At 69.6% G+C, this 23,621-nt stretch carries 24 protein-coding genes and 1 other RNA gene; 16 read left to right on the forward strand and 9 right to left on the reverse strand.

All coding sequences use genetic code 11. From position 1 onward, the window contains the following. Positions 1–2: 2 nt before the first annotated feature. The 3 genes from DDF67_RS06340 to DDF67_RS06350 are packed head-to-tail and all read left to right on the forward strand — an operon-like array spanning position 3 to position 2,223. The gene (locus DDF67_RS06340) at positions 3–896 is read left to right on the forward strand and encodes a DMT family transporter (RefSeq protein WP_109100133.1); all 894 of its coding nucleotides are present in this window, start codon (positions 3–5) and stop codon (positions 894–896) included. Further along, positions 893–1,618 (forward strand): N-acetylmuramoyl-L-alanine amidase, encoded by a 726-nt coding sequence (locus DDF67_RS06345; RefSeq protein WP_109100071.1) that lies wholly within the window; start codon positions 893–895, stop codon positions 1,616–1,618. Before DDF67_RS06340 ends, DDF67_RS06345 begins: the two co-directional genes overlap by 4 nt. After that, positions 1,618–2,223 (forward strand): FMN-binding negative transcriptional regulator, encoded by a 606-nt coding sequence (locus DDF67_RS06350; RefSeq protein ID WP_109100072.1) that lies wholly within the window; start codon positions 1,618–1,620, stop codon positions 2,221–2,223. The genes DDF67_RS06345 and DDF67_RS06350 overlap by 1 nt, the downstream gene beginning before the upstream one ends. Here the strand turns inward: DDF67_RS06350 and DDF67_RS06355 are convergent. Beyond that, positions 2,220–2,606, reverse strand: a complete 387-nt coding sequence (locus tag DDF67_RS06355; protein WP_109100073.1) for a type II toxin-antitoxin system VapC family toxin — start codon at positions 2,604–2,606, stop codon at positions 2,220–2,222. The two genes, DDF67_RS06350 and DDF67_RS06355, sit on opposite strands and share 4 nt — an antisense overlap. After that, complete coding sequence (locus DDF67_RS06360) at positions 2,590–2,847, reverse strand: type II toxin-antitoxin system Phd/YefM family antitoxin (protein ID WP_109100074.1); 258 nt, start codon at positions 2,845–2,847, stop codon at positions 2,590–2,592. The genes DDF67_RS06355 and DDF67_RS06360 overlap by 17 nt, the downstream gene beginning before the upstream one ends. A gap of 94 nt (positions 2,848–2,941) precedes the next feature. Between DDF67_RS06360 and rnpB the strand changes: the two genes are divergently transcribed. From rnpB to murD, 9 genes are all read left to right on the forward strand, one after another. Further along, an RNA gene (gene rnpB / locus DDF67_RS06365) (RNase P RNA component class A) lies at positions 2,942–3,323 on the forward strand. A gap of 270 nt (positions 3,324–3,593) precedes the next feature. Further along, positions 3,594–4,061: a division/cell wall cluster transcriptional repressor MraZ gene (locus DDF67_RS06370; protein WP_101712390.1), complete on the forward strand. Its 468-nt coding sequence runs from the start codon at positions 3,594–3,596 to the stop codon at positions 4,059–4,061. Continuing rightward, entirely contained in the window at positions 4,058–4,999 is a 942-nt protein-coding gene (gene rsmH / locus DDF67_RS06375; RefSeq protein WP_109100075.1) for a 16S rRNA (cytosine(1402)-N(4))-methyltransferase RsmH, read from the forward strand. Before DDF67_RS06370 ends, rsmH begins: the two co-directional genes overlap by 4 nt. Continuing rightward, positions 4,996–5,415, forward strand: coding sequence for a cell division protein FtsL (gene ftsL / locus DDF67_RS06380; protein ID WP_109100076.1), 420 nt, complete (start codon positions 4,996–4,998; stop codon positions 5,413–5,415). The genes rsmH and ftsL overlap by 4 nt, the downstream gene beginning before the upstream one ends. Beyond that, positions 5,412–7,175, forward strand: a complete 1,764-nt coding sequence (locus tag DDF67_RS06385) for a peptidoglycan D,D-transpeptidase FtsI family protein (RefSeq protein ID WP_109100077.1) — start codon at positions 5,412–5,414, stop codon at positions 7,173–7,175. The genes ftsL and DDF67_RS06385 overlap by 4 nt, the downstream gene beginning before the upstream one ends. Beyond that, a complete protein-coding gene (locus DDF67_RS06390; RefSeq protein WP_109100078.1) occupies positions 7,172–8,629 on the forward strand; it encodes a UDP-N-acetylmuramoyl-L-alanyl-D-glutamate--2,6-diaminopimelate ligase in 1,458 nt (485 codons plus the stop codon). Before DDF67_RS06385 ends, DDF67_RS06390 begins: the two co-directional genes overlap by 4 nt. Next, entirely contained in the window at positions 8,622–10,007 is a 1,386-nt protein-coding gene (locus DDF67_RS06395; RefSeq protein WP_109100079.1) for a UDP-N-acetylmuramoyl-tripeptide--D-alanyl-D-alanine ligase, read from the forward strand. The genes DDF67_RS06390 and DDF67_RS06395 overlap by 8 nt, the downstream gene beginning before the upstream one ends. Beyond that, complete coding sequence (gene mraY / locus DDF67_RS06400; RefSeq protein ID WP_109100080.1) at positions 10,007–11,122, forward strand: phospho-N-acetylmuramoyl-pentapeptide-transferase; 1,116 nt, start codon at positions 10,007–10,009, stop codon at positions 11,120–11,122. The genes DDF67_RS06395 and mraY overlap by 1 nt, the downstream gene beginning before the upstream one ends. 13 nt (positions 11,123–11,135) lie before the next feature. Next, positions 11,136–12,545 carry a UDP-N-acetylmuramoyl-L-alanine--D-glutamate ligase gene (gene murD / locus DDF67_RS06405; protein ID WP_109100081.1) on the forward strand — a complete coding sequence of 470 codons (1,410 nt, stop codon included), beginning with the start codon at positions 11,136–11,138 and terminating at the stop codon, positions 12,543–12,545. Here murD and DDF67_RS06410 read toward each other — a convergent pair. After that, the gene (locus DDF67_RS06410) at positions 12,542–13,000 is read right to left on the reverse strand and encodes a hypothetical protein (protein ID WP_233247562.1); all 459 of its coding nucleotides are present in this window, start codon (positions 12,998–13,000) and stop codon (positions 12,542–12,544) included. The two genes, murD and DDF67_RS06410, sit on opposite strands and share 4 nt — an antisense overlap. A 321-nt stretch (positions 13,001–13,321) precedes the next feature. Here DDF67_RS06410 and DDF67_RS06415 point away from each other — a divergent pair, with 321 nt between their 5' ends. The 4 genes from DDF67_RS06415 (at position 13,322) to DDF67_RS06430 (ending at position 17,720) form a co-directional block, all read left to right on the forward strand. Beyond that, positions 13,322–14,467: an alpha/beta fold hydrolase gene (locus tag DDF67_RS06415; RefSeq protein WP_109100082.1), complete on the forward strand. Its 1,146-nt coding sequence runs from the start codon at positions 13,322–13,324 to the stop codon at positions 14,465–14,467. 81 nt (positions 14,468–14,548) lie between these two features. Further along, positions 14,549–15,721 carry a putative lipid II flippase FtsW gene (gene ftsW / locus DDF67_RS06420; protein WP_101715338.1) on the forward strand — a complete coding sequence of 391 codons (1,173 nt, stop codon included), beginning with the start codon at positions 14,549–14,551 and terminating at the stop codon, positions 15,719–15,721. A 76-nt stretch (positions 15,722–15,797) separates the two neighbouring features. Further along, positions 15,798–16,886 (forward strand): undecaprenyldiphospho-muramoylpentapeptide beta-N-acetylglucosaminyltransferase, encoded by a 1,089-nt coding sequence (gene murG, locus DDF67_RS06425; RefSeq protein WP_109100083.1) that lies wholly within the window; start codon positions 15,798–15,800, stop codon positions 16,884–16,886. Positions 16,887–17,105: 219 nt separating this feature from the next. Further along, positions 17,106–17,720, forward strand: coding sequence for a DUF1134 domain-containing protein (locus tag DDF67_RS06430; RefSeq protein WP_109100084.1), 615 nt, complete (start codon positions 17,106–17,108; stop codon positions 17,718–17,720). 24 nt (positions 17,721–17,744) lie between these two features. On the opposite strand, the gene DDF67_RS06435 is transcribed toward DDF67_RS06430, so the two are convergent. From DDF67_RS06435 to DDF67_RS06460, 6 genes are all read right to left on the reverse strand, one after another. Beyond that, complete coding sequence (locus tag DDF67_RS06435; protein WP_109100085.1) at positions 17,745–18,761, reverse strand: hypothetical protein; 1,017 nt, start codon at positions 18,759–18,761, stop codon at positions 17,745–17,747. A 268-nt stretch (positions 18,762–19,029) separates the two neighbouring features. After that, positions 19,030–20,703 carry a DUF4139 domain-containing protein gene (locus DDF67_RS06440; RefSeq protein WP_233247563.1) on the reverse strand — a complete coding sequence of 558 codons (1,674 nt, stop codon included), beginning with the start codon at positions 20,701–20,703 and terminating at the stop codon, positions 19,030–19,032. 68 nt (positions 20,704–20,771) lie between these two features. After that, entirely contained in the window at positions 20,772–22,127 is a 1,356-nt protein-coding gene (locus DDF67_RS06445; protein ID WP_109100086.1) for a DUF4139 domain-containing protein, read from the reverse strand. A gap of 116 nt (positions 22,128–22,243) precedes the next feature. Next, entirely contained in the window at positions 22,244–22,837 is a 594-nt protein-coding gene (gene msrA, locus DDF67_RS06450) for a peptide-methionine (S)-S-oxide reductase MsrA (protein ID WP_109100087.1), read from the reverse strand. Between the two features lie 61 nt (positions 22,838–22,898). Next, positions 22,899–23,186 carry a hypothetical protein gene (locus tag DDF67_RS06455; RefSeq protein WP_408608593.1) on the reverse strand — a complete coding sequence of 96 codons (288 nt, stop codon included), beginning with the start codon at positions 23,184–23,186 and terminating at the stop codon, positions 22,899–22,901. Then, complete coding sequence (locus DDF67_RS06460) at positions 23,171–23,467, reverse strand: hypothetical protein (protein WP_109100088.1); 297 nt, start codon at positions 23,465–23,467, stop codon at positions 23,171–23,173. The genes DDF67_RS06455 and DDF67_RS06460 overlap by 16 nt, the downstream gene beginning before the upstream one ends. Positions 23,468–23,621: the final 154 nt, after the last annotated feature.

Raw genomic sequence — 23,621 nt, forward strand, 5'->3', positions numbered from 1 at the left:
CCATGTCCCTACGCGACTTCGGCCTGTTGGTGCTGATCTGCCTGATCTGGGCAAGCAACAACATCGTCTCCAAGATCGTGGTCGCCCACTGGGGCGTGCCGCCGCTGTTCTATGCGGCGGTGCGTTTCGCCCTGGTCGCGGCGGTGACCCTGCCCTGGCTGTTGCCCGCGCCCCGGCCCACCTGGCGGATGCTGGTGGTCGGCGTGCTGATGGGGGCAGGGGGCTTTGCGCTGCTGTTCATGGGTTTCAAGACCGCCTCGCCCTCGGCCGCGGCGGTGGTGGTGCAGGCCGGCGTGCCGTTCACCACCCTGCTGTCGGTGCTGATGCTGGGCGAGAAGATCCACTGGCGGCGCGGGATCGGCATCGCCCTGACCCTGGCCGGCGCGCTGATCGTGATCTGGAACCCGCACGGCTTCTCGCTGTCGATGGGCCTGTGGCTGGTGGTGGCCTCGGCCCTGGCCGGTTCGCTGGGGGCGGTGATGATGAAGCAGATCCAGCGGGTCAAGCCGCTGCAGCTGCAGGCCTGGGTGGGCTTCACCTCGGTGTGGCTGCTGGCGGCGGCGAGTCTGGCCCTGGAGCCGGGCGCCGGCGACAAGGCCTTCGAGGCCGGCTGGCCGTTCGTGGCGGCCGTGGCCTATTCGGCCCTGGTGGTGTCGGTGATCGCCCACACCGGCTATTACGGGCTGATCCAGCGCTACGAGGCCAACCTGATCGCTCCGCTCACCCTGATGACGCCGCTGATGACCATCGGTCTTGGCGTGGCCATCACCCATGACCATTTCGACCTGCGCATGGGTCTGGGCGCGGCCCTGGCTCTGGCCGGCGTGCTGATCGTGGCCCTGCGCCGCAACCAGGTGACGCCGCTTCTGATGTTTCTCAAGGACCGCTCGCAATGACCATCGTCGAGGCCCCGTCGCCGAACTTCGACGCCCGCAAGGCCGTGCCCGACACCGTCGTGCTGCACTACACCGGCATGCAGAGCGGCGAGGCGGCCCTCGAGCGCCTGCGTGATCCCGAGGCCAAGGTCAGCGCGCACTATCTCGTGGAGGAAGACGGCCGCGTGTTCCGCCTCGTGGCCGAGGAGCGGCGGGCCTGGCACGCCGGCGCGGCCTTCTGGAAGGGCGTCAAGGACATCAACTCGTCCTCGATCGGCATCGAGATCGTCAACCCGGGCCACGAGTTCGGCTACCGCGCCTTTCCCGACGCCCAGATCGCCGCGGTGATCAACCTGCTGGCCGACATCCGCTCGCGCTGGACCATCGACGACGACCGCATCATCGGCCATTCCGACGTCGCGCCCGCCCGCAAGATCGATCCGGGCGAGCTATTCCCGTGGAAGCGCCTGGCCGAGAGCGGCCATGGCCTGTGGGTCGAGCCGCCCTCGTCGCCCGGCGCGCCGCTGGGCCGGGGCGAGGAGGGGACCGGCGTCTTCGCGCTGCAGGCGGGGCTGACGCGCCTGGGCTTCGACTGCGCGCCCTCGGGCCAGTACGACGAGTGGACCGAAACCGTGGTCGCCGCCTTCCAGCGCCACTGGCTGCAGGCCCGCTTCGACGGCGTCGCCGACGGCGAGACCCGGGCCCGCCTGGTGGCCCTGCTGCGGGCCGCGGCGGGCGCCTGATGCACCCGGCCAAGGCCTTCATGGTCGACGACCGCGCGCGCCTGCTCGCCTTTCTCGCCGAGCATTCGTTCGTGACGCTGTGCGCCAGCGTCGGCGGCCGGCCGTTCGTGGCCCAGGCGCCGGTGGTGGTGCGCGACCTGGGCGCCGACGGCCTATTCCTCGACTTCCACCTGTCGCGCATGAACGCCCTGGCCGGGGCGGTGGTGACGGGCTTCTCCGCCGTCGCCCTGGCGAGCGGTGCGCACGCCTATGTCAGCCCCGACTGGTACGGGACCGATGACCAGGTCCCGACCTGGAACTACGTCAGCGTCGAGGCCGAGGGCTTCGCGACGCCGCTGTCGGACGCCGAGACGATCCAGCTGCTCGACGACCTGTCGGCCCAGGAGGAGGCGCGTCTCCTGCCCAAGACCGTCTGGACGCGGGACAAGATGACGCCGGCCAGGTTCGACGCCCTGCTGCGCGGCGTCGTCGGCGCCCGCCTCCACGTCGAGCGCCTGGAGGGCACGTTCAAGCTGGGGCAGAACAAGCGCGAGGCCGAACGGGCCGGCGTGATCGCGGCGCTGGGCGACCACCCCGTGGCAGCGTGGATGCGGGGCGAGGGTTAGACTGGAAGCACGGGCTCGCCGTAGCGGGCGAGTTGCGTATCGCTGGTCAGCAGGCGCGCGCCTTCGACCTGCGCCTGAGCGAGCAGCATCCTGTCGAACGGGTCCTTGTGTAGCGGCGGCAACTGGCCGGCCGTGATTGCGTGCTCGCTCTCGACCAAGAATTCGCGCCAGCCGTTCTCAAGCAGCAGGCGGTGCATGCGCCGCGCATTGACGCGGAAGTCGGGCCGGCCCCTGGCCTGCTTGATGCTGATCTCCCAGAGGCTGACGACGCTGAAAGCTGGCGTGTTTGCCGCGTCCTCGATCAGGTTCCTGGCCGTCTGCGACAGCCTGGCGGGCGTGAGCGCCACCCACAGCAGAAGGTGGGTGTCAGCGAGCAGGATCATCCTCGCCCTCGAACATCGCCACGATTTCGTCGGCGAACATCGTGTCGAAGTCGTCGGGGACCATGCCTTCGCCGTCCATGAAGCCTATCCGGCGCGCGGCCGGTCGCTCCTCGGCCTGCAAGGGCACGACCTTGACCATCGGCTTGCCGGCCTTGGCGATGATGAAGGCCTCGCCGTCCGCAGCCTGTTCGACCAGGCGGGACAGGTGGGTCTTGGCCTCGTGGATGTTGACGGTGCGCATGGGCGGCTCCGTGAACTAAGTCCGCTTAGTTTAGTCCATCGCGCCAAGATCGCCAATTGACCGCCGCCTCTTCCGCCGTCAAAGAAAGCGCGGACCAGATGGCCGGGCGATCGCGGTATCCCGCAAGGGAGTCGAGGAAAGTCCGGGCTCCACGGTGACAAGGCGGTGGGTAACGCCCACCGGGAGCGATCCCAGGGAAAGCGCCACAGAAAGCAAACCTCCTCCCTACGGGGCGGGAAGGGTGAAAGGGTGGGGTAAGAGCCCACCGCGGACCTGGCGACAGGGACGGCATGGCAAGCCCCGCCTGGAGCAAGACCGAATAGGGATCCCGCGCCGGCTTGCCGGCTAGGTCGTCACTGGCCGAGAGGATCCGGGTTGGTCGCGAGAGTCGTTCAGCAATGGGCGGCCAAGAGGAATGATCGTCGCGTCCCTTCACAGGGGCGGCACAGAACCCGGCTTACAGGCCGTCTGGTCCATCGAACTTTTCAGCAACCCCAAGCGCCTCAACGCGCGCCCGAAATGGGCGGCGATGGGATGCGTCTGTGTGCGACTCTGTGGATAGGATTGAGGTTGTCTGTATGTTCCGAAATTAACCAATTCAGACGGTTCGATATTACCGCTAGCGCCTTTGAATTCCTGACGAAATGGCCGCTGGTGTCATTGTTTCCCACTTCATCCCATGTTAACCCATTCGGGCCGGTCGGACTCGTGCTGGGGCGACCGTGTTTTGGGCAAGGGTTGGCGGGGTGTTCCTCTCGACGTTCGAGAAGCAGCTGGACAGCAAGCGGCGCCTCGTGGTGCCGCAGGAGTTCCGCGCCGCCGTCTCGGGCCCCTTCGACGGCATCTTCTGCTTTCCCTCGATCGAGGCCGATTGCCTGGAGGCCGGCGGCAAGGCTCTGTTCGACCGCTACCAGGCGGTGATCGACGAGCTGCCCTTCGGTGATCCGGTGCGCTCGGCGCTGGAGACCAGCGTGCTGGGCGGCATGGCCCGCCTGTCGTTCGACACCGCCGGCCGCATCACCCTGCCCGACGTGCTGTGCGACATGTTCGGCCTTACGGACGAGGTGACGATCGTCGGCTTGGGCGAGCGCTTCCAGATCTGGTCGCGCGACGCCTTCCAGGCCCACCGCGCGACACAGCGCGAACTGGCCCGCGACGGCCTGGCCGCCCTGCGCGCCCAGCAGCGCGCCGCGCGCCTGGGAGGCGTCGCGTGAGCGCCGCGCCGCACATCTCGGTCCTGCTGGGCGAAGTGGTCGAGGCCCTCGACGCCAAGCCCGGCGACATGATCCTGGACGGCACCTTCGGGGCCGGCGGCTACACCCGCGCGATCCTGGCCAGCGGGGCCTCGGTCACGGCCTTCGATCGCGATCCGACCGTGCAGCGCTTCACCGCCGATCTTCCCGCGGCGGATGGTCGCTTTCGGCTGATTCAGGACCGTTTCTCGCAAATCACCGCCTATTTTGGGCCTGCGTCGGTGGACGGCGTAACCCTGGATCTTGGCGTGTCTTCCATGCAGCTCGACGAAGCCGAGCGCGGCTTCTCCTTCATGCGCGACGGTCCCCTGGACATGCGCATGGGCGATGACGGTCCCACGGCGGCCGATCTGGTCAACACTCTCGACCAGGCCGAGCTGGCCCGCATCCTCTACCTCTACGGCGAGGAGCACGCCTCGCGCCGCGTGGCCAGCTTCATCGTCAAGCGCCGCGCCGAGCAGCCGTTCACCCGCACTCTGGACCTGGCCGCCGTGATCGAGCGGTCGCTGGGCGGGCGCAAGGGCGCCAAGGTTCACCCCGCCACGCGCTCGTTCCAGGGCCTGCGCATCGCCGTCAACGACGAGCTGGGCGAGCTGGAGGCAGGTCTCGCCGCCGCCGAAAGCGTGCTGAAGCCGGGCGGCCGCCTCGCGGTCGTCACCTTCCACTCGCTGGAAGACCGCATCGTCAAGAATTTCCTGGCCGAGCGGGCAGGGCGCACGCCGGGCGGCAGCCGCCACGCGCCGCCGACCGCGCAGGGCGCGCCGCCCAGCTTCCAGCTGATCTCGACCAAGGCCATCGCGCCGGGCGAGGCCGAGCTGGCCGTCAATCCGCGCGCCCGCTCGTCCAAGCTGCGCGCCGCCGTCCGCACCGAAGCTCCCGTCTGGGAGGCCTCGGCATGAGGATCTCGGAGGTCTTCGACCGCCGCGTGCGCGGCTTCCGCGTCGTCGACATCGTCGGCGTCGGCGTGCTGCTGACCCTGGTGCTGGGCGTCTACATGGCGAAGGCCTTCGCCGGCCGCGAGCGCGCCGAGATCGCCTCGGTCGAGCGCCAGATCGAGGAAGAGCGCATCAAGGTCCGCCTGCTGCAGGCCGAGGTCGCTCACCTGGAGCAGCCACGCCGCATCGAGTCCCTGGCCCAGTCCGCGCAGCTGGCGCCGATCTCGCCCGACCGCGAGACCAGCGAGGACGCGCTGATCGACGTGGCCCGCAAGCCGATCCCGGCCTCGAAGCTGCCCGCGCCGCCGGTCGCCGCCGCCGATCCGGCCTTGGCCGCCGACGCGCCCGACAGCACCGGCGTCGAGGAGGCTCCGCGATGAGCCTGGCCAACCTGGTTCCCCATGGCGGCGGTCCGGCCTGGCGCTGGCTGATCGAGCGCGTCTGGCGCCTGGAGCACGCCTTCGAGCGCTCGCGCGCCGCGGCCAAGCCGGAAGACGACACCAGCATCCGCATCTTCTTCGTCCTGGCCCTGTTCGGCTGCGCCTTCATGGTGCTGGCGGTCGGCGCCACCTGGGCGGCGGTGTTCTCCAACGCCGGCAAGAACGGCGGCTACCTGGCGGCCATGGAGGGCGCGCGCGGCGACCTGACCGACCGCGAAGGCAAGCTGCTGGCCGTCGACCTGACCCACTACGCGCTCTACATCGACCCCAAGGAGGTCTGGGACGCCAAGGCCACCCGCGCGGCTCTGGGCAAGGCCCTGCCGCAGGTGCCGGCCAAGCGTCTGGACAAGGCCATCTTCGGCGACCGCCGCACCTTCCTGCTGGGCGGTCTGGATCCGGCCCAGAAGGACGCCATCTTCAACCTCGGCCTGCCCGGCGTGGAGTTCGAGGAACAGGCGCGCCGCGTCTATCCGCTGGGCGTTTCGGCCGCGCACTTCGTCGGCTTCGTCGACGGCGGCGGCAAGGGCCTGGCCGGCGCCGAGGCCGCGCTGAACGACGACATCCACGCCGCCGCCGCCAAGGGCGAGGGCGCGGCCCCGATCGCCCTGTCGATCGACCTTCGCGTCCAGGCCGCCCTCGAGGACGAGCTGCGCAAGGCCGCGCTGGAGTTCGGTCCCAAGGGCGCCGTGGGCATCGTCACCAACGTTCACACCGGCGAAATCCTGGGGCTGGCCAGCTATCCGGACTTCGATCCGAACGATCCGGGCAAGGCCAGCGACGACGCCAAGCTCAACCGCGCGGCCGCCTCGGTCTACGAGATGGGGTCGACCTTCAAGGCCTTCACCGTCGCCATCGGCCTGGATACGGGCGTGGCTACGCCCAGCTCGACCTTCGACGCGCGCGAGCCGTACAAGCTGGGCTATCGCACGATCCACGACTACCACGCCTCGCGAAAGATCCTGACCCTGGTCGAGGTGTTCCAGCACTCGTCCAACATCGGCACCGCGCGCCTGGCCGAGGGCGTCGGCGCCCAGCGTCTGAGCCAGTATTACAACAACCTGGGCCTGACCAAGCCGGCCAAGGTGGAGCTGCGCGAGTCCGCCCGTCCGCTGACGCCGAAGAAGTGGGACACCGACGCGGTGGCCTCCACCTCGTTCGGCCACGGCATGAACGTCAGCCCGCTGGCCCTGGCCCGCGCGTTCGGCCCGCTGCTGAACGGCGGCACCATGCCGCCCCTGACCATCCGCAAGCTGCCGCCCGGCGTGCGCCCGGAAGGTCCGCGCGTGCTGTCCGAAGAGACCTCGCAGCAGATGCTGCAGATCATGCGGGCCAACGTCACCGGCGGCAGCGGCAAGACCGCCGACGTCAAGGGCCTGTCGGTCGGTGGCAAGACCGGCACCGGCGAGAAGTACGATCCTACGATCCGGGGCTACAACCACCAGCGCCAGGTCTCGTCCTTCGCCGCGGTGTTCCCCACCGAGGGGCCGATGGAGGCCGACCGCTACTTCGTCCTGATCCTGCTGGACGAGCCGCACGGCACGGCCAAGACCTTCGGCTTCTCGACGGGCGGCTGGGTGGCCACGCCGGCCGCCGGCCGGGTCATCGACCGCATCGCCCCGTTCCTCGGCGTCCAGCGCCGGAACGACCTCATCATCGCCGGCGCCCAGCCGAAAGCCACCACGCCAGGGGCGGGACTTTGACCAAGACGCTTTCACAGATCCTGCACCGTCCGTTCGACGCTGACCCGGCCATCGCCGGCGTCACCGCCGACAGCCGCAAGGTGCGTGAAGGCTTCCTGTTCGCCGCCCTGCCGGGCAGCAAGGTCGACGGCCGCTCGTTCATTCAGGGCGCGATCGCCTCGGGCGCGGCCGCCGTGCTGGCCCCCGACGACGTGACGGGCCTGCCGGTCCCGACCGCTCATGCAGGCGATATCCGCCGGGCCTACGCCCTGGCCGCCGCGGAGTTCTGGGCCGCCCAGCCGGCCACGGTGATCGCCGTCACCGGCACCAACGGCAAGACCTCGGTCGCCGGCTTCGCCCGCCAGATCTACGCCCTGCTGGGCAAGAAGGCCGCCAGCATGGGCACGCTGGGCGTCGTCGTCAGCGCGCCTGGCGTTCCCGACGAGCAACTGACCCCGCCGGGCCTGACCACGCCGGACGCCGCCGACGTCGCCGAGATGGCCGCCAGGCTGGCCGCCATGGGCGTCACCCACCTGGCCGTCGAGGCCTCGTCGCACGGCATCGACCAGCGCCGCCTGGACGGCCTGAGGATCAGCGCCGCCGGCTTCACCAACTTCACCCAGGACCACCTGGACTATCACGGCACCATGGGCTGCTACCGGGCCGCCAAGCTGCGCCTGTTCGAAGCCCTGCTGCCGCGCGGCGCGACCGCCGTGCTGAACGCCGACAGCGACGCCTTCCCCGCCTTCGCCGCCGCCGCCGTGACCTCGGGCGAGACCATCCTTTCGGTGGGCGAGCAGGGCCAGGGCCTGAAGCTGATCTCGCGCGAGCCGACCCCGTGGGGCCAGTTGCTGAAGATCGCCGCCCAGGACCGTCAGTTCGAGGTGAAGCTGCCGCTGGCCGGCGACTTCCAGGCCTCCAACGTGCTGGTCGCCGCGGGTCTCGTCCTGGCCACGGGCGAGGACCTGGACGCCGTGCTCGCCGCCCTGGAAAGGCTGGAAGGCGCGGCCGGCCGGCTGCAGCGCGTGGGCAAGGGAACCGGCAAGGGCGAGGCCTATGTCGACTACGCCCACACCCCCGACGGCCTGGAGACGGTGCTGAAGGCCCTGCGCCCGCACGTGCGGGGCAAGCTGGTGGCCGTGTTCGGGGCCGGCGGCGACCGCGACCGCACCAAGCGTCCGCAGATGGGCGAGATCGCCGCGCGCCTGGCCGACGTCGCCATCGTCACCGACGACAATCCGCGTTCGGAAGATCCCGCCAGCATCCGCGCCGCCATCCTCGCCACCGCCCCGGGCGCGCGCGAGATCGGCGATCGTCGCGAGGCCATCCGCGCCGGCGTCGCCCTGCTGGAAGACGGCGACGTGCTGGTCGTGGCCGGCAAGGGCCACGAGCAGGGCCAGACCGTGGCTGGCGTCGTTCACCCGTTCGACGACGTGGTCGAGACCCTGAGCGCGCTGGAGGCCGTCCATGGCTGACGTGCTCTGGACGGCCGAGGAGATCGCCGCCGCGACGGGCGGCCAGGTCGCTGGCGACTTTTCGGCTGCCGGCGTGTCGATCGACAGCCGCACCGTCGAGCCGGGCGATCTGTTCGTCGCCCTGGCCGGCGTGCGCGACGGCCACGAGTTCGTCGCCCAGACGGCGCAGAAGGGTGCGGCCGGCGCGCTGGTCTCGCAAGCTGTCGAGACCCCGGCCGTCGTCGTCGCCGACACCTTCAAGGCCCTGGAGGCCCTGGGCGTGGCCGCCCGCGAGCGCGCGCCGCAGGCCCGTCGCGGCGCGGTGACGGGCTCGGTCGGCAAGACCAGCGTCACCCGCGCCGTCGAGGCCGGCCTTCGCCGCGCCGGCAAGGCCCACGCCTCGGTGAAGAGCTACAACAACCACATCGGCGTTCCCCTGACCCTGGCCCGCATGCCGCGCGACACGCAGCGGGCGGTGTTCGAGGTCGGCATGAACCACTCGGGCGAGATCACCCCGCTGTCGAAGTTCATCCGCCCGCACGCTGTGGCCATCACCACGGTCGGTCCCGTGCACCTGGAGAACTTCGCCGAGGGCGAGATCGGCGTCGCCAAGGCCAAGGCCGAGATCTTCGACGGGCTGGAGCCGGGCGGCGTCGCCGTGCTGAACGCCGACAACCAATGGTTCGACCTGCTGAAGGGCGAGGCCGAGAAGGCCGGCGCCGTCGTGCGCGACTTTGGCCGTGACGCCGCCTATGCCCGCCTGGTCGACTTCGTGGTCGAGGGGCAGGGCGCGACCGTCGTCGCCGAGCTGGACGGCCAGCCGCTGTCGTTCCCGATCCGCCAGACCGGCGTCCACTGGGGCCCCAACAGCCTGTGCGTGCTGCTGATGCTGGAGGCCCTGGGCGTCGATCGCCCCACGGCCCTGGCGGCGCTGGCCGACTTCGCGCCGATCGAGGGCCGCGGAGCCGAGCTTGAAATCGCGCTGAAGGGCGGCGCCTTCACCCTGGTCGACGAGAGCTACAACGCCAATCCGGTGTCGATGCAGGCGGCCCTGGCCACGCTGGGCGCGCGCAAGGTCGCCGGCCGCAAGATCGTGGCCCTGACCGACATGCTGGAGCTGGGCCCCGACAGCCCGCGCTTCCATGCCGAGCTGTCGCAGGCGATCGAGAAGGCCGGCATCGACCTGGTGTTCTGCGCCGGCCCGTTAATGATGTCGCTGTGGAAGGCGCTTCCGCAGGAGCGCCGGGGCGGCTATGCGGACGCCGCGCCCGCGTTGGCGCAGCAGATCGTCGAGGCCATGCAGCCCGGCGACGTGGTGATGGTGAAGGGGTCGAACGGATCACGGGCCGGCGCAATCGCCGCCGCCCTGTCCGCGCTCGGCCTGCGGGAACAAGTCTGATGCTGTATTTCCTCTACGAATGGCTCTCGCGCGGCGGCCACGAGCACGTGCCGGTCCTGAACCTGCTCAAGTACCTGACCTTCCGCACCGGCATGTCGATGCTGACGGCCTATATCGTGGCCGTGGCCATGGGCTCGCGCTTCATCCGCTGGATGAAGGCCAAGCAGGGCAAGGGCCAGCCGATCCGCACCGACGGCATCGAGCGCCACGTTCTGGAGAAGTCCGGCACGCCCACCATGGGCGGCTTCATGATCCTGGCCGGCCTGTTCGTCGGCTCGCTGCTGTTCGCCGACCTGCGCAACGTCCACGTCTGGGTGGTGCTGGGCATCACGGCCGCCTTCGGCGTGCTGGGCTTCATGGACGACTACGCCAAGGTCACCAAGCAGACGACCGCCGGCCTCTCCAGCGGCCAGAAGCTGGTCGCCCAGTTCATCGTCTCGATCCTGGCGGCCATCGCCCTGATCGTCTTCGCCCCGAAGTCGCAGATGACGCCGGGCCTGGAGACCTCGCTGGTCTTCCCGATCCTCAAGAACCTGGTGATCAATCTCGGCTGGTTCTACGTGGCCTTCGCCGCCTTCACGATCGCCGGCTTCTCCAACGCCGTGAACCTGACCGACGGCCTGGACGGCCTGGCCATCGTGCCGGTGATGTTCGCCGCCTCGACCTTCGGCCTGATCGCCTACCTGGTGGGCAACTACAAGTTCGCCGACTATCTGAACCTGCACTTCGTGCCGAGCGTCGGCGAGCTGGCCGTGGTCTGCGGCGCCATCATCGGCGGCGGCATGGGCTTCCTCTGGTACAACGCCCCGCCGGCCAAGATCTTCATGGGCGACACCGGCTCGCTGGCCCTGGGCGGCGCGCTCGGCTCGATCGCCGTCTGCGCCAAGCACGAGCTGGTCCTGGGCATCGTCGGCGGCCTGTTCGTGGCCGAGGCGCTGAGCGTGATGATCCAGGTCGCCTACTTCAAGAAGACCGGCAAGCGCATCTTCCTGATGGCGCCGATCCACCACCATTTCGAAAAGCTGGGCTGGGCCGAGAGCACCGTCGTCGTCCGTTTCTGGATCGTCGCCATGATGCTGTCGTTCGTCGGCCTGGCCACGCTGAAGCTGCGGTAGGGGAGAGCGTAGGATGATCCCGGTCCGTGGGTTCGAGGACAAGACGGTCGCGGTGTTCGGCCTGGGCCGCACCGGCCTGACGGCCGCGCGCGCCCTGATCGCCGGCGGCGCCCAGGTGGCGCTGTGGGACGAGAAGGAAGCCAGCCGCGAAGCCGCGGCGGCCGAGGGCCTGCCGGTCGTCGATCTCTCGACCGCGGACTGGAGCCGGTTCGCCGCTCTGATGCTGTCGCCGGGCGTGCCGCTGACCCATCCCAAGCCCCACTGGACGGTCGACAAGGCCAAGGAAGCCGGCGTCGAGATCCTGGGCGACGTCGAGCTCTTCGCCCGGACGGTCAACGCCGCGCCCGAGCACAAGAAGCCGAAGATCATCGCCATCACCGGCACCAACGGCAAGTCGACCACCACGGCCCTGATCGGCCACCTGTGCCAGCAGGCCGGCCGCGACACCCGCGTGGGCGGCAACATCGGCGCCGGGATCCTTGGCCTGGAAGACATGCACGGCGGCGCGGTCTACGTGCTGGAGCTGTCGAGCTACCAGCTGGACCTGACCTCCAGCCTGCACGCCGACGCCACGGTGCTGCTCAACCTGTCGCCCGACCACATCGACCGCCATGGCTCGATGGAGGGCTACATCGCCGCCAAGCGCCGCATCTTCCTCAACCAGGGCAAGGGCGACACGGCGATCATCGGGGTGGACGATCCCTGGTGCCAGCAGATCTGCACCGAGATCACCGCCGCCAACCGCCGCACCATCTGGCCGATCAGCGCCGGCAAGGCCATGGGCCGGGGCGTCTACGCCCTGCAGGGCGTGCTGTACGACGCCACCGGCGAGCGCGTGACCGAGATGGCCGATCTGCTGCGCGCCCGCAGCCTGCCGGGCCGCCACAACTGGCAGAACGCCGCGGCCGCCTATGCCGCCGCCATCGCCATCGGCATCCCGCCCCAGCAGGCGGTCGAGGGCCTGATGACCTTCCCGGGCCTGGCGCACCGCATGGAGACGGTCGGCAAGATCGGCAAGGTCGCCTTCGTCAACGACAGCAAGGCCACCAACGCCGACGCCGCCCGCCAGGCGATGTCGAGCTATCCGAAGTTCTACTGGATCGCCGGCGGCGTGCCCAAGGCCGGCGGCATCGCCAACCTCGTGGACCTGTTCCCGCGCGTGGCCGGCGCCTACCTGATCGGACAGGCCGCGCAGGAGTTCGGCCAGACGCTGGAGGGCAAGGCTCCGGTCAAGCAGTGCGGCGACATCGAATCCGCCGTCGCCGCCGCCTATGCCGACGCCGCCGCCAGCGGCCAGGACGCCATCGTCCTGCTCTCGCCCGCCTGCGCCTCGTTCGACCAGTTCAGCGACTTCGAGGCCCGCGGCGAGGCCTTCCGCGCCGCCGTGAACGGGCTGGTCAAGCCCAAGGCCAAGCGCGCCTAGCGCAGCACGCCCCGCCGGCCCATCGCCCAGGCGTACCAGGTGAAGAACGCCAGCAGCGCGGCGATGACGGCGCTGGTGATCGCCATCTGCTGGCCCATCACCTTGCCGCCGTCGGTCAGGGCGTAGGTGTAGAGCAGGCTGACCAGGAACGCCGCCAGCGAGACGGCGAAGACCGGAAACGCCAGCTTGCGGCGCAGCAGCACCAGCGCCGAGGCGCCGAACGCCCCCAGCACCCCGATCGCCCAGACCAGCGTCATCCAGGCGGGCATTTCGCGGTAGTGCGCGATCTGTTCAGGCGTCATCCCGGCGGCGGCCATGTAGGCCTCGCCCTGGATCATGCTCATCGTGAAGTCAAAGACGCCGATGGCGTTGAACAGGACGGCGACCACGCCGACCAGCCACAGATGCCACGGGGTCTTGGCGGTCGTCCCGCCCAGGGTATCCGCAACAGTCATCAAGCCCTCCCAAGCTGGACCGTCAAGCCGACAGCATCCGCCGGTTTCAGGCGCACGTCCAGCAATCGGAGATCGTTGGTATTTGAAGATCCTCCCCCCGAAGGGGGAGGTGGCCCGGAGGGCCGGAGGGGGAAGTTCCTGATGAAGTCAGTTCTTCCGCAAAACTCGCAGTCCCTTCCCCCTCAGTCGCTCCGCGACAGCTCCCCCTTCAGGGGGAGCATCTGGAGGCATGGGCCATCGGAAGCACGTAAAACTACGCTTGTAAAAATAACTGCCTCATGCAGTCTACGTCTGTAAATCAACGTACGGGGGTAATCTGTGATGAGCAAGCTGAAGACGTGGCTGCGCCGGGGTGCGATCGGCGTGGCGGCCGCGGCGATCGCGGTCGGCGGGGGCGCGGCGGCGACGCGGGCGTTCTTCCAGCACCAGACGGCCGAGCGGCTCAGGATCGACGCCAAGGACGGGATCCAGGACAGCGGCTTCGTCAAGCTGCCCAGCGGCGAGCAGTGGGTCGTGATCCGCGGCGAGAACATCGACAATCCGGTGCTGCTGGTCGTGCACGGCGGCGGCATGCCGACCTCGCTGTTCGCCGAGGACTACAAAAGCTGGGAGAAGGACTTCACGCTCGTCCACTGGGACCGTCGCGACCACGCCAAGAGCCTGGCCCGCGCCGGCGGCAAAATCGATCCGAACCAGGGCCTGGACAGCTTCGTCGCCGACGGCCTGGCCCTGACCGACCATCTGCGAAACAAGCTGCACAAGCCGCGCATCGCGGTGCTGGGCTGGTCCTGGGGCTCGCGCGTGGCCCTGACCATGGCCCACCAGCGGCCCGACCTGTTCTCGGTCTATGTCGGCACGGGCCAGGCGGTCGACAACAGCGCCCGCGACCGCCACGTCTACGACCACCTGCTGGCCGTGGCGAAAGCCGGCAAGCATCCGCAGCTGCTGGCCAGGCTGACCGCGCTTGGGCCGCCGCCCTACGATCCGCCCAGCCGCTGGAAGGAGGTCGACGCGCTCGAGCCGGTCTATCTGAAGACCGAAGGGCCAAGGAAGAGCGAAGGACAGCTCTATCGCCAGGCGCTGGCCATGCCCGACTGGAGCATCAACGATCTTCTCACCCACAAGGACGCCGGCAGGATCATCCGTCGTCAGCGCTCGCTGGCCGTCTACAACGCCAATCACTTCTGGAAGGCCGCGCCGCTCGGCCGGGACTTCGCCTTGCCGATGGTGCTGATCCAGGGCGAATACGACCATCCCGACTTCGTGCGGCCGTGGTTTGACGGGCTGCAGGCGCCGGGCAAGGAACTTGTCGTGCTGCCGGGCACGGGCCACGCTGCGATCCAGATGCAGTCGGTGCGCTTCGGCCAGGCCCTGCATGATCACGTCCTGCCGCTGGCCAGGGCCTGGGAGTATGGTCGCCCCGCCGACGGTCCGAAGGGCCGGTCCGAGGTCAAGCCTGTGGAATAACGGGGAAAAATCGCGCCGGCCGTGATTTGGTCGCGGCCGGCGGCAAGACTCGATTAACCGTAACGCCCGACTCTTGCCCCCATGCGCCAGCAGACCGCCCACGCCTTCGCCCGGACCGACCGCTCGCCCCTCGGGGTGTGGTGGTGGACGACCGATCGCTGGCTCTTGGGCGCGACCGCGATCCTGGTCACCCTGGGCGTCCTGCTGTCGTTCGCCTCCAGCCCGGCCGCGGCCCAGCGGATCGGCATCGACGACCAGTTCCACTTCGCCATTCGCCAGCTGGTGTTCGGCGTCGGGGCGGCGACCATCGTGCTGGCCGTGTCGATGCTCAGCCCCAAGGGCATCCGGCGGGCGGCCTTCTTCATCTACATCGTCTCGATCGGCGTCATGGCGGCCCTGCCGTTCATCGGCCACAGCGCCAAGGGCGCGGCCCGCTGGCTGATGATCGGCGGCTTCACCTTCCAGCCGTCGGAGTTCATGAAGCCGGCCCTGATCATCCTGGTCTCCTGGATGTTCGCCGAGGGCCAGAAGGGCGAGGGCGTGCCCGGGGTGTCGATCGCATTTGGCCTCTATTTCATCGCCGTGGCCCTGCTGCTGATGCAGCCCGACGTCGGCCAGACCGTGCTGATCACCATCGCCTTTGGGGCCGCATTCTGGATGGCCGGGGTGCCGATCTCGTGGATCATGGGCCTGGGCGCGGTGGCGCTGGGCGGCCTTGCCTCGACCTATTTCCTGTTCGACCACGTGCACGCCCGCGTGCAGAAGTTCCTCAGCCCCGACCAGGCCGACACCCACCAGGTGACCCGTGCGGCCGAGGCCATCCACGCCGGCGGCTTGTTCGGGCGCGGCCCGGGCGAGGGCGTCATGAAGCGCCACGTGCCCGACCTGCACACCGACTTCATCTATTCGGTGGCGGCCGAGGAGTATGGCCTCGTCTTCTCGCTGGCCCTGATCAGCCTGTTCGCCTTCATCGTGGTGCGCGGGCTCTACAAGTCGATGAAGCTGGCCGACCCTTTCGAGCAGGTGGCCTCGGCCGGCCTGTTCGTGCTTCTGGGCCAGCAGACCTTCATCAATGTCGCTGTGAACTTGAACATGATCCCGACCAAGGGCATGACCCTACCGTTCATCAGCTACGGCGGCTCGTCGATGCTGGCCATGGGGCTCACCCTGGGTATGGCGCTGGCGCTGACGCGCAAGCGGCCCGGGTCCTATGGCGGCGGCGGACCGTTCGGCCAGACCGGCGCCTTCGACTGAAGGTTCTCGGGTTAGGGAGACTGCAGTTGCGTAACACCTTCCCGGCTTCTGCCACCTGTGCGGCGGACCTGGCCTGATGCGCGGTAAGCTGGCGATCGTCGCCGCCGGGGGCACTGGCGGCCACATGTTCCCCGCCCAGGCGCTTTCCGACGCCCTGATCGGCCGCGGCTGGCGCGTGGTGCTGGCCACCGACGAGCGCGGCGCGTTCTACGCCGACAAGTTCCCCGCCGAGGAGCGGCTGGCCCTGTCGGCCGCCACCGCCAAGGCCGGCGACCCGATCGGCATGATCAAGGCCGGCATCGCGGTCACGCAAGGCGTGCTGCAGGCCAGGCAGGCCTTCGCCCGGCTGAACCCCTCGGTGGTGGTCGGCTTCGGCGGCTATCCGGCGCTGCCCGCGCTGCTGGCCGCATTGCTGGAAAAGCGCCCGACCGTCATCCACGAGCAGAACGCGGTGCTGGGCCGGGTGAACCGCTTCCTGGCGCCCTACGTCTCCGAAGTGGCCTGCGCCTTCCCGACCCTGCAGATGGCCAAGCCCTCTGTGAAGGCCCGCGCCCATGTGGTCGGCAGCCCGGTGCGTCCGGAGATTCGCGATCTGGCGGAGGTCGCCTACCTGCCGCCCGAGGTGCAGCTTCGCATCCTCGTCACCGGCGGCAGCCAGGGCGCGCGCCTGCTCTCGGAGCTGGCGCCCGAGGCCATCGCCAAGCTGCCCGAGGAGATGCGCGGCCGCATGAAGGTGTTCCAGCAGGCCAGGGCCGAGAGCATGGAGCACGCCCGCAAGATCTATCGCAACGCCATGGTCGATTGCGAGGTCGCGCCGTTCTTCCGCGACATGGCCGGGCGCCTGCGCCAGAGCCACATCGTCATCGGCCGGGCCGGCTCGTCGACCTGCTGCGAGCTGGCCGTGGCCGGCCGTCCGTCGATCCTGGTGCCGCTGAAGATCGCCGCCGACGACCACCAGCGCTTCAACGCCAAGCTTCTGGAAGAAGCCGGCGGCGCGGCCGTGTGCCTCGAGGACGAGCTGACGGTCGACGCCCTGGCCGGGGCGCTGAACGCCCTGCTCAAGAGCCCCGAGCGCCTGGCCCGCATGGCCAAGGGCGCCCGTTCGGTGGCCGTGCCCGACGCGGCCGAACATCTGGCGGACCTTGTGGAGCGCACCGCGCGTTAGGTCTGGCGGGCCCGGAGCGCGGAACATGCTTAACCGCCCGTTAAGCAACGCGCCCCAAACCCGACATGAAAGCCTGTGACAGTGCCGACACGTAGAGCCCGCCTGTTCCTGGCCAGCCAGGAGCAGACAGGCGGTCTCTAAATGAAGCATGAGAGCGTGGCGGTCGCTGAAACCGCCGACACTTTCGGCTGCCACGCTCTAGACTTGCGAGAAAGACACATGGACCGCCGCTCGCTGATCCTCTCCGGCATGGCCTCCGGCCTGACCTCCGTTAGTCTGGGCGCCTGCGCCAGCACCTCGCAGCCGCGCAATCCCGATCCGAACGGGCCGGCCTACGACACCGGCGCGGCGGCGACCTATTCGGCCGACGAGATGGTCCGCGCCACGTCCGACTTCCTGGGCGTGACGGCCGAAAGCGCCGGCGCGGCGATCGAGCGGATCTTCCGCGAGCGCGGCCAGCCCACCGGCTACGTGGCCGGCGAGGAGGGCTCGGGCGCCATCGCGGTGGGCCTGCGCTACGGCCGCGGCCTGCTCTACATGAAGGACCGTCCCACCCAGGAAGTGTACTGGCAGGGTCCGTCGGTGGGCTGGGACTGGGGCGGCAACGCCAGCCGCGTCTTCACCCTGTGCTATAACCTGCAGTATCCCGACGCCATCTTCCGCCGCTTCCCCGGCGTCGAGGGCAGCGCCTATCTCGTGGGCGGCCTGGGCGTGAACTACCAGAAGGCCGACACCATCGTCCTGGCCCCGATCCGTGCGGGCGTGGGCCTGCGCCTGGGCGCCAACATCGGCTATCTGGCCTACAGCCGCCAGCGCAACATCCTGCCGTTCTGAGGCCTGGCCTTCACCGACGACCTCTCAGTCGTCGGTGAAGTATTCGGCGATCGCGGCGTCGATCGGCTCCAGCTTGAAACTCGGCGAGGCCGCCTGGTTCAGCGCCCGGCGCACCTGCCAGGCGCTGCGGCCGACGTGCAGGCCCATGCCGCGCAGTTCGGCGACGATGGCGTCCCGCGTCGCCTCGTCCACGCCCTTGTTGCTGCGCAGCCGCGCCTGGTCGAGCCGCCAGCCGAAGAAGCTGTCGGGCGTCAGTTCGATCACCGCACCGGGCTCGGGCAGCCACTCGTAGATGGCGCTGCGCTCGTCCAGAGCGTGGTCGACATAGCCCTCCAGGCAGTTGCGATAGCGCCGGGCCGCGTCGCGGATGGCCGCCACGCTCTCCAGCGGCTTCAGCCGGTCGGTGCCCGGATGCGGCGCCTTGGGCAGGTCGTGACGGAAGTCGTCGGCGACAAGTCCGAACAGGGCCCGGGCGTTGGCTGCGCGAGACCAGGCCCCGATCCGCTCGGCCAACATGGACGGCTCCAGCCGGCGCGCGAGCATGGCGTGAGCCTCGGCCAGCAGTTCGGCCTGGGGCGGCGTCATCCGCACGGCCGCGCCGCCGCCGTCGCGCACGGCCGGGGGCAGAGCCGCCAGGGTGCGGACCTGCTCGACGGTGATCGCCGGCGCGTGGCGCAGATGCTTGGCCGTCGCCGGCTCGGCCAGCAGGGCGACAAGGGCGCGGTAGTCGGCGGCGCTCCAGGCGATCTCGCCCAGATGTTCGAGCGCCCGGCGCAGGCCGTCGGGGGCGGGGTCGAGCACGAGCCGCACGACCTTGCGCAGGGGCTCGTCCAGCAGGCGGGCGACCTCCAGCGGCGCGGCGTCGCCGGGCTCGATCGCCAGCATCAGGCAGACGAGGTGACGCCGCGCGGCGGGCGCGGTCACGAACGGCGTATGGGGCGCGGGCCAGAGGGTGGCCAGCGTATCGGCGTAGTCGGGCGCGATCAGGCGCAGCAGCGGCGAGGCCGTCAGGGACGGACCGGCCAGGGGCAGGACGGACATCGAAGAGCTCCGGACGCGGCCGGAGCGGCCGCGATCAGCGGTTGGAAACGGTGGGGCGAAGGGCCAGGCGCGCCTGCATCGACGCGCGCAAATCCGCCGGGATGGGCGGCTTCAGCTGTGCGACGAGGAAGGACATGCGGCGGTTCGGCTCCGGAGCTCTGATCGGGAGGCGGCTGATCTCATGCGTCGCGCGCCGCCGCAAGACAGGCGTTCGCCGGCCTCGCGCATCGCCTGGTTGCTGTGGCGCCATGGACACGCCTGGATGGCGTCAGCCGGCGTGCCTGACGGCATAGCGGAAGACGCGGGTCTCGCCCGGCTGCAGCGTCACGCGCCAGGCGACCTGGCCCTGGCGGATGTCGTGCCTGGCCGGTTCGGAGATCACCTTGAAGAACTTGATACTGGGATCGTGGCGGATCTCGACGGTGATCGGGATCGACTTGTTGTTGGCCAGGTCGACCTCGTAGGTGCGGCGGACCATGGTCTTGCCGGCCCGCTTGTCCTGAACCAGGCGCGGGCGGGCGCGGACGTCCATGCCCTGGCCGATCATCAGGTCGGCCGGCTCGCCCACGGCGACGTCGCGCACGGCCTGTTCGCCGGCGAAGGCGGGCAGGCCGCCGACTGTCTCCATCACCGACAGGGCGCCCGACGGCAGAGGCTTGCCCAGGCCTTCGGTCTTCTTGTTCTCCAGCCTCAGCACGACCTGGGGCGCGTCGATCGCCGCTTCCTGGTCGTAGTCGTTCCAAGGGCTGACCGGCACGACGTAGAGCCGCTGGTAGCGCACGCCCTTTTCGTCGAGGAACGCCATCTGCTTGGTCTGGCGTGCGGCGACCGTGACCGGTTCGGGCAGGGTGTAGAGCTTGTAGTCGCCCAGGTCGGACTGCTCGGCCATGGTTCGTTTGGCGCCCGTGACCACTAACCTGTCCATCATGGGCGCGGGCGGCGGCGGCGGAGGCGGCGGAGGCGGCGGGGCCATCATGGCGGGCATGGCGCCGACGTCCATCATCATGGCCGTCTGGCCTTGGGTGGTGGTGTCCATCGGCCAGCAGTCGCGGCGCACCGGGACCACGCGGGCCCGGTCGATCCTGACCGGCACGCGCGACAGCTTGCCGGCCACCAGCTGGGTCGGCGCGTCGGCGAAGCTGGTCCCCGAGCTGTTCATCACCGTCAGCCAGCCCAGCAGGTCCAGCGTCTGCCCGTCGGGATTGAGGGTGGCGACATAGTCGGCCTGCCAATTCACGCCGATCGCCAGGTAGGTCAGGGTCAGTTCGTATCGCCCGGCCAGCGGAACGTCGATCATCGCCGACAGGGCGGGCTTGCTGGAGAGGCCGTCGGGGGCGCGGTCGAACACCAGGCGTTCGGCGCCGCCAGAGCAGCCCAGCGCCTCGACGCCGTCGGCGGTCTGGACCATCAGTCCGGACGGGCCTTGCACCAGGGTGGCCTCGACGCTGGACTGGCGTCCGGTCTCGCGGTTGGTGCGCACCACCTTCACAGGCTTGCCCAGCGAGCGCTCGACCAGCGTGCCGGGGCTGAGCAGGGCGTAGTCGTAGTTGCGCTCGACCGCGCCGGACGGGAGGCCCTCGATGGCCGCGCTCTGGGCGATCAGCCCCTCGGCGACGCCGTCGAAGCGCAGGGTGTGACGACCGGCCGGCAGCTCGACCGTACGGGTCTCGCTGACCAGCACGAGGCCCTTCTCGAAGGCCTGCTGGCGCTCCCAGGGCGAGAGCTTCTGCACCGGCCCCTGGCCGTCGCGATAGAGGGTGACCGCCACGGCCTCGGCGGCCGGGGAGGGGATGACGTCAGCCCTTGCGGCGCTTGGGGCGGCGAGGGGCGCGCAGAGCAGGGCGAGGGCGGCTAGGGAGGCGCGCAGCAGCAGGGAACCTCCCCCTGCGGGGGAGGCGGTCGCGCAGCGGCCGGAGGGGGGCTTGGCAAGGCTGGCGGTCATTCCCCCCACCGTCGCCTTTGGCGACACCTCCCCCACGGGGGAAGGTTCCTGATGGTTCAGGCGAGGGCTCACCAGCCGTTGTCCACCGTGAAGGTCAGGACGGTCTCGCCATTGGCGGGGACGGGTACGCTCCAGGCCAGGGTGCGGGCGTCGATGCGGCGGCTGGGCAGGCTTTCGTCGGTGACCTTGCCGTCACGCCACAGGCCGGCCTGGCGCAGCTCGACGGTCACGGCCTCAGGCCGGGCGTTGCGGATCAGGTACTTCATGACGTAGCGCGAGCGGGTCTTGGAGATCTTCTCCTGGGAGACCAGGGTGGCCTGGCTGGAGACGTCGAAGGCCTCGCCGGTCTTGATCGACAGTTCCGACCCTGCCGAGGTGTGGCCGATGTTGTTCTCGCCAATGAACTTGGGATCGCCCGCCTGGTCGCGCATGTAGACGCGCATGGTCCCGGCCGGCAGCTGGTCGCCCAGGCCTTTCAGCCTGGAATTGCTGAACTGGATGGCGGTGATGGCCTTCTGCGGGTTCTCGTCGCTGGAGAAGCCGTACTCGCGCACCTCGTAGACCTTCTTGGCCGGCACGGCCTGGGCGCTGAGGAAGCCGACCTGCTTGCTCTGGCTGGCGGCGATCGTGGTCCGCTCGGGCAGGGGGTAGATGTAGTAGTCGGCGATGCGCTCGCGGTCGCTGCTCTCGGCGCCGGCCGAGGTGACCCCGCGCCCGCCGCCGCCATTGAACTGGCTGACGTTGCCGGCCACCAGCTGGGTCTGGGCGTTCTCGAAGGCAGTGCCGGAATTGTTCTGCAGGGTGATCCAGCCCTGCAGGTCCAGCGCGCCCTTCTTATCGTCGAACAGGGCGACGTAGTCGGCCGCCCACGACAGGCCCGAGGTCAGGTAGCTGAGCGTTACCGGCGTGGGGCCAGCCTTCTCGGCGTTGACCGTCACCGACAGGGTCGGGCGCGCGCGCAGGGTCTCGGGCACCTTGTCGAAGATCACCCGGGTGGGCACGCCGTCGTCGCGCAGCACCTCGATGCGGTCGCCGATCTTCAGCACCACGCCCTCGTTGGCGGCCAGCACCGTGGCGGTCTCGGTGGTTTCCTTGCCGTCGCCGGGGTTGGTGCGGACGATCTTGATCTGCCGGCCGACCGCCTTTTCCATCAGCTTGTCGGGGGTCAGCAGGTCGTAGTCGAAGTTCTGCTCGACCACGCCCAGGGTCGGCGAGGACAGGCTGACGGTCTCGGGCCGGATGGCGGCCGAGACGTCCTTGAACTCCAGCCGCTGGCGGCCGGCGGCGACGTCGATCGTCCGCTGGTCCTGCACGAGCGCCAGGTTGCTGTTGTAGATGGTGACCGAGACCTTTGGCGCGGTCTGGGCGACTGCTGCGGAAGCGGCGGCCACGCAGACGGTGGCGAACAAAGCGGCGCGAAGCATAGGCGCGGCGTCTCCCTCTATCGTTGCAGCCACGTTTCCATGCCCGCGAGGGAATGTCGAGAGATTATGGATGTAATTTTGATGATGCCGCGGTTCCTCAGGGCCGCGCGAAGCGCCTACTTCCCCCAGACCTGCGCCAGCCTGCGATCCCGCCCGCAGCCGGTGCGGTAGAGGTGGTACTCCACGGCGTTGTTCCTGGCGTAGTCGCGGTGATAGGGCTCGGCCGGCCAGAAGGTCTGCAGGGGCAGGATCTGGGCCTTCATCGCGCCGGTCTTCAGGCGCTGGGCGGCCAGGGTGCGCGAGCGTTCGGCCGCCGGGCGCTGCTGCGCGTCGACGAAGACGGCGGGACGGTAGGAGGGGCCGCGGTCGCAGAACTGGCCGCCGTCGTCGGTGGGGTCCACCAGCTTCCAGTAGCGCGACAGCAGGTAGGCGTATTCGATCCTGGCCGGGTCGTAGGTGACGCGGACGGCCTCGTAGTGGCCGCTGCGCTCGCTGGTCACGTCGCGATAGGTGGGGTTCTTCACGTGGCCGCCGGTGTAGCCGCTCTCGACCTTCACCACGCCGGGGATGCCGCGCATGTCGTTCTCCATGCACCAGAAGCAGCCGCCGGCGAAGACGGCGGTCTTGGTCGCCGCGGCCGCAGCGGCGGCCGGCAAGGCGGCAAGGGGCGCGGCCAGCAGGGCCAGGACGATGAGGAGGCGACGGATCATGGGCGGTCCTTTCAGAAGCTCGAAATAGGTACGGATCGAGCCGGCGAAAGGATGGAGACGATCAGCGCCAGCCGTGGCCCACGCCCCGCACCACCGGAACCGACGACAGGCGCGCGGCCAGGATCTGGGCCCGATCGTCGCCCTGGTCGTCGATCTCCAGGCGAATGGAGATGGCCGCGCCCTCGGGTCGGGCGGTCAGGGCGCGCAGGCGCACCTGCTGCACGCTGGCCACGCCCAGCACCCGCATCAGGGCGTCGGGCGTGTCCTCGGCGGTCACGAAGAACAGACGACGTTTCTCGTCTTCCGATTTGAGGTCGCCTACGTCGCCAAGGCTCACGGCCGCACCCACTGATGTTCGACGCTGGCCGAGTTGACGCCGGGCCAGGCGGCCAGGTCGCGGGCGAGCAGGCGGGCGGCCTGGTCGCCGAGGCGACGGACCCGCAGGGAAGCCTCGACCAGCTGGCCGACAGGCTTGAGCGACAGGTTGCACAGCTCGCCGCCGCAGTCGGCCAGGCTCTGGCGGACGGCGTCCAGCGCGCTGGGCGCGTCCTGGGCGGAGAGGAACAGCTGGTGGACGGTGATGCCGTCATCGTCGCTGTGGAAGGCGGGTGGGGAAGGCAGGTAGCTCATGTTCGAAGATCCTTTTTGAGTTTGAGGACCGACGGACCGCGCAACGAAAAAGCCCCGCTCCTTTCGGAGGCGGGGCTTTTTCGGATCTCGTGATCCTCGGCTTGGTTTTCCAGGGTGGTCCCTAGTCTGCGCGCCGTCTTTGCCCCGTCCTGAC

The sequence above is a fragment of the Caulobacter endophyticus genome (genome assembly GCF_003116815.1).
In the GTDB taxonomy this organism is placed as follows: Bacteria; Pseudomonadota; Alphaproteobacteria; order Caulobacterales; family Caulobacteraceae; genus Caulobacter; species Caulobacter endophyticus.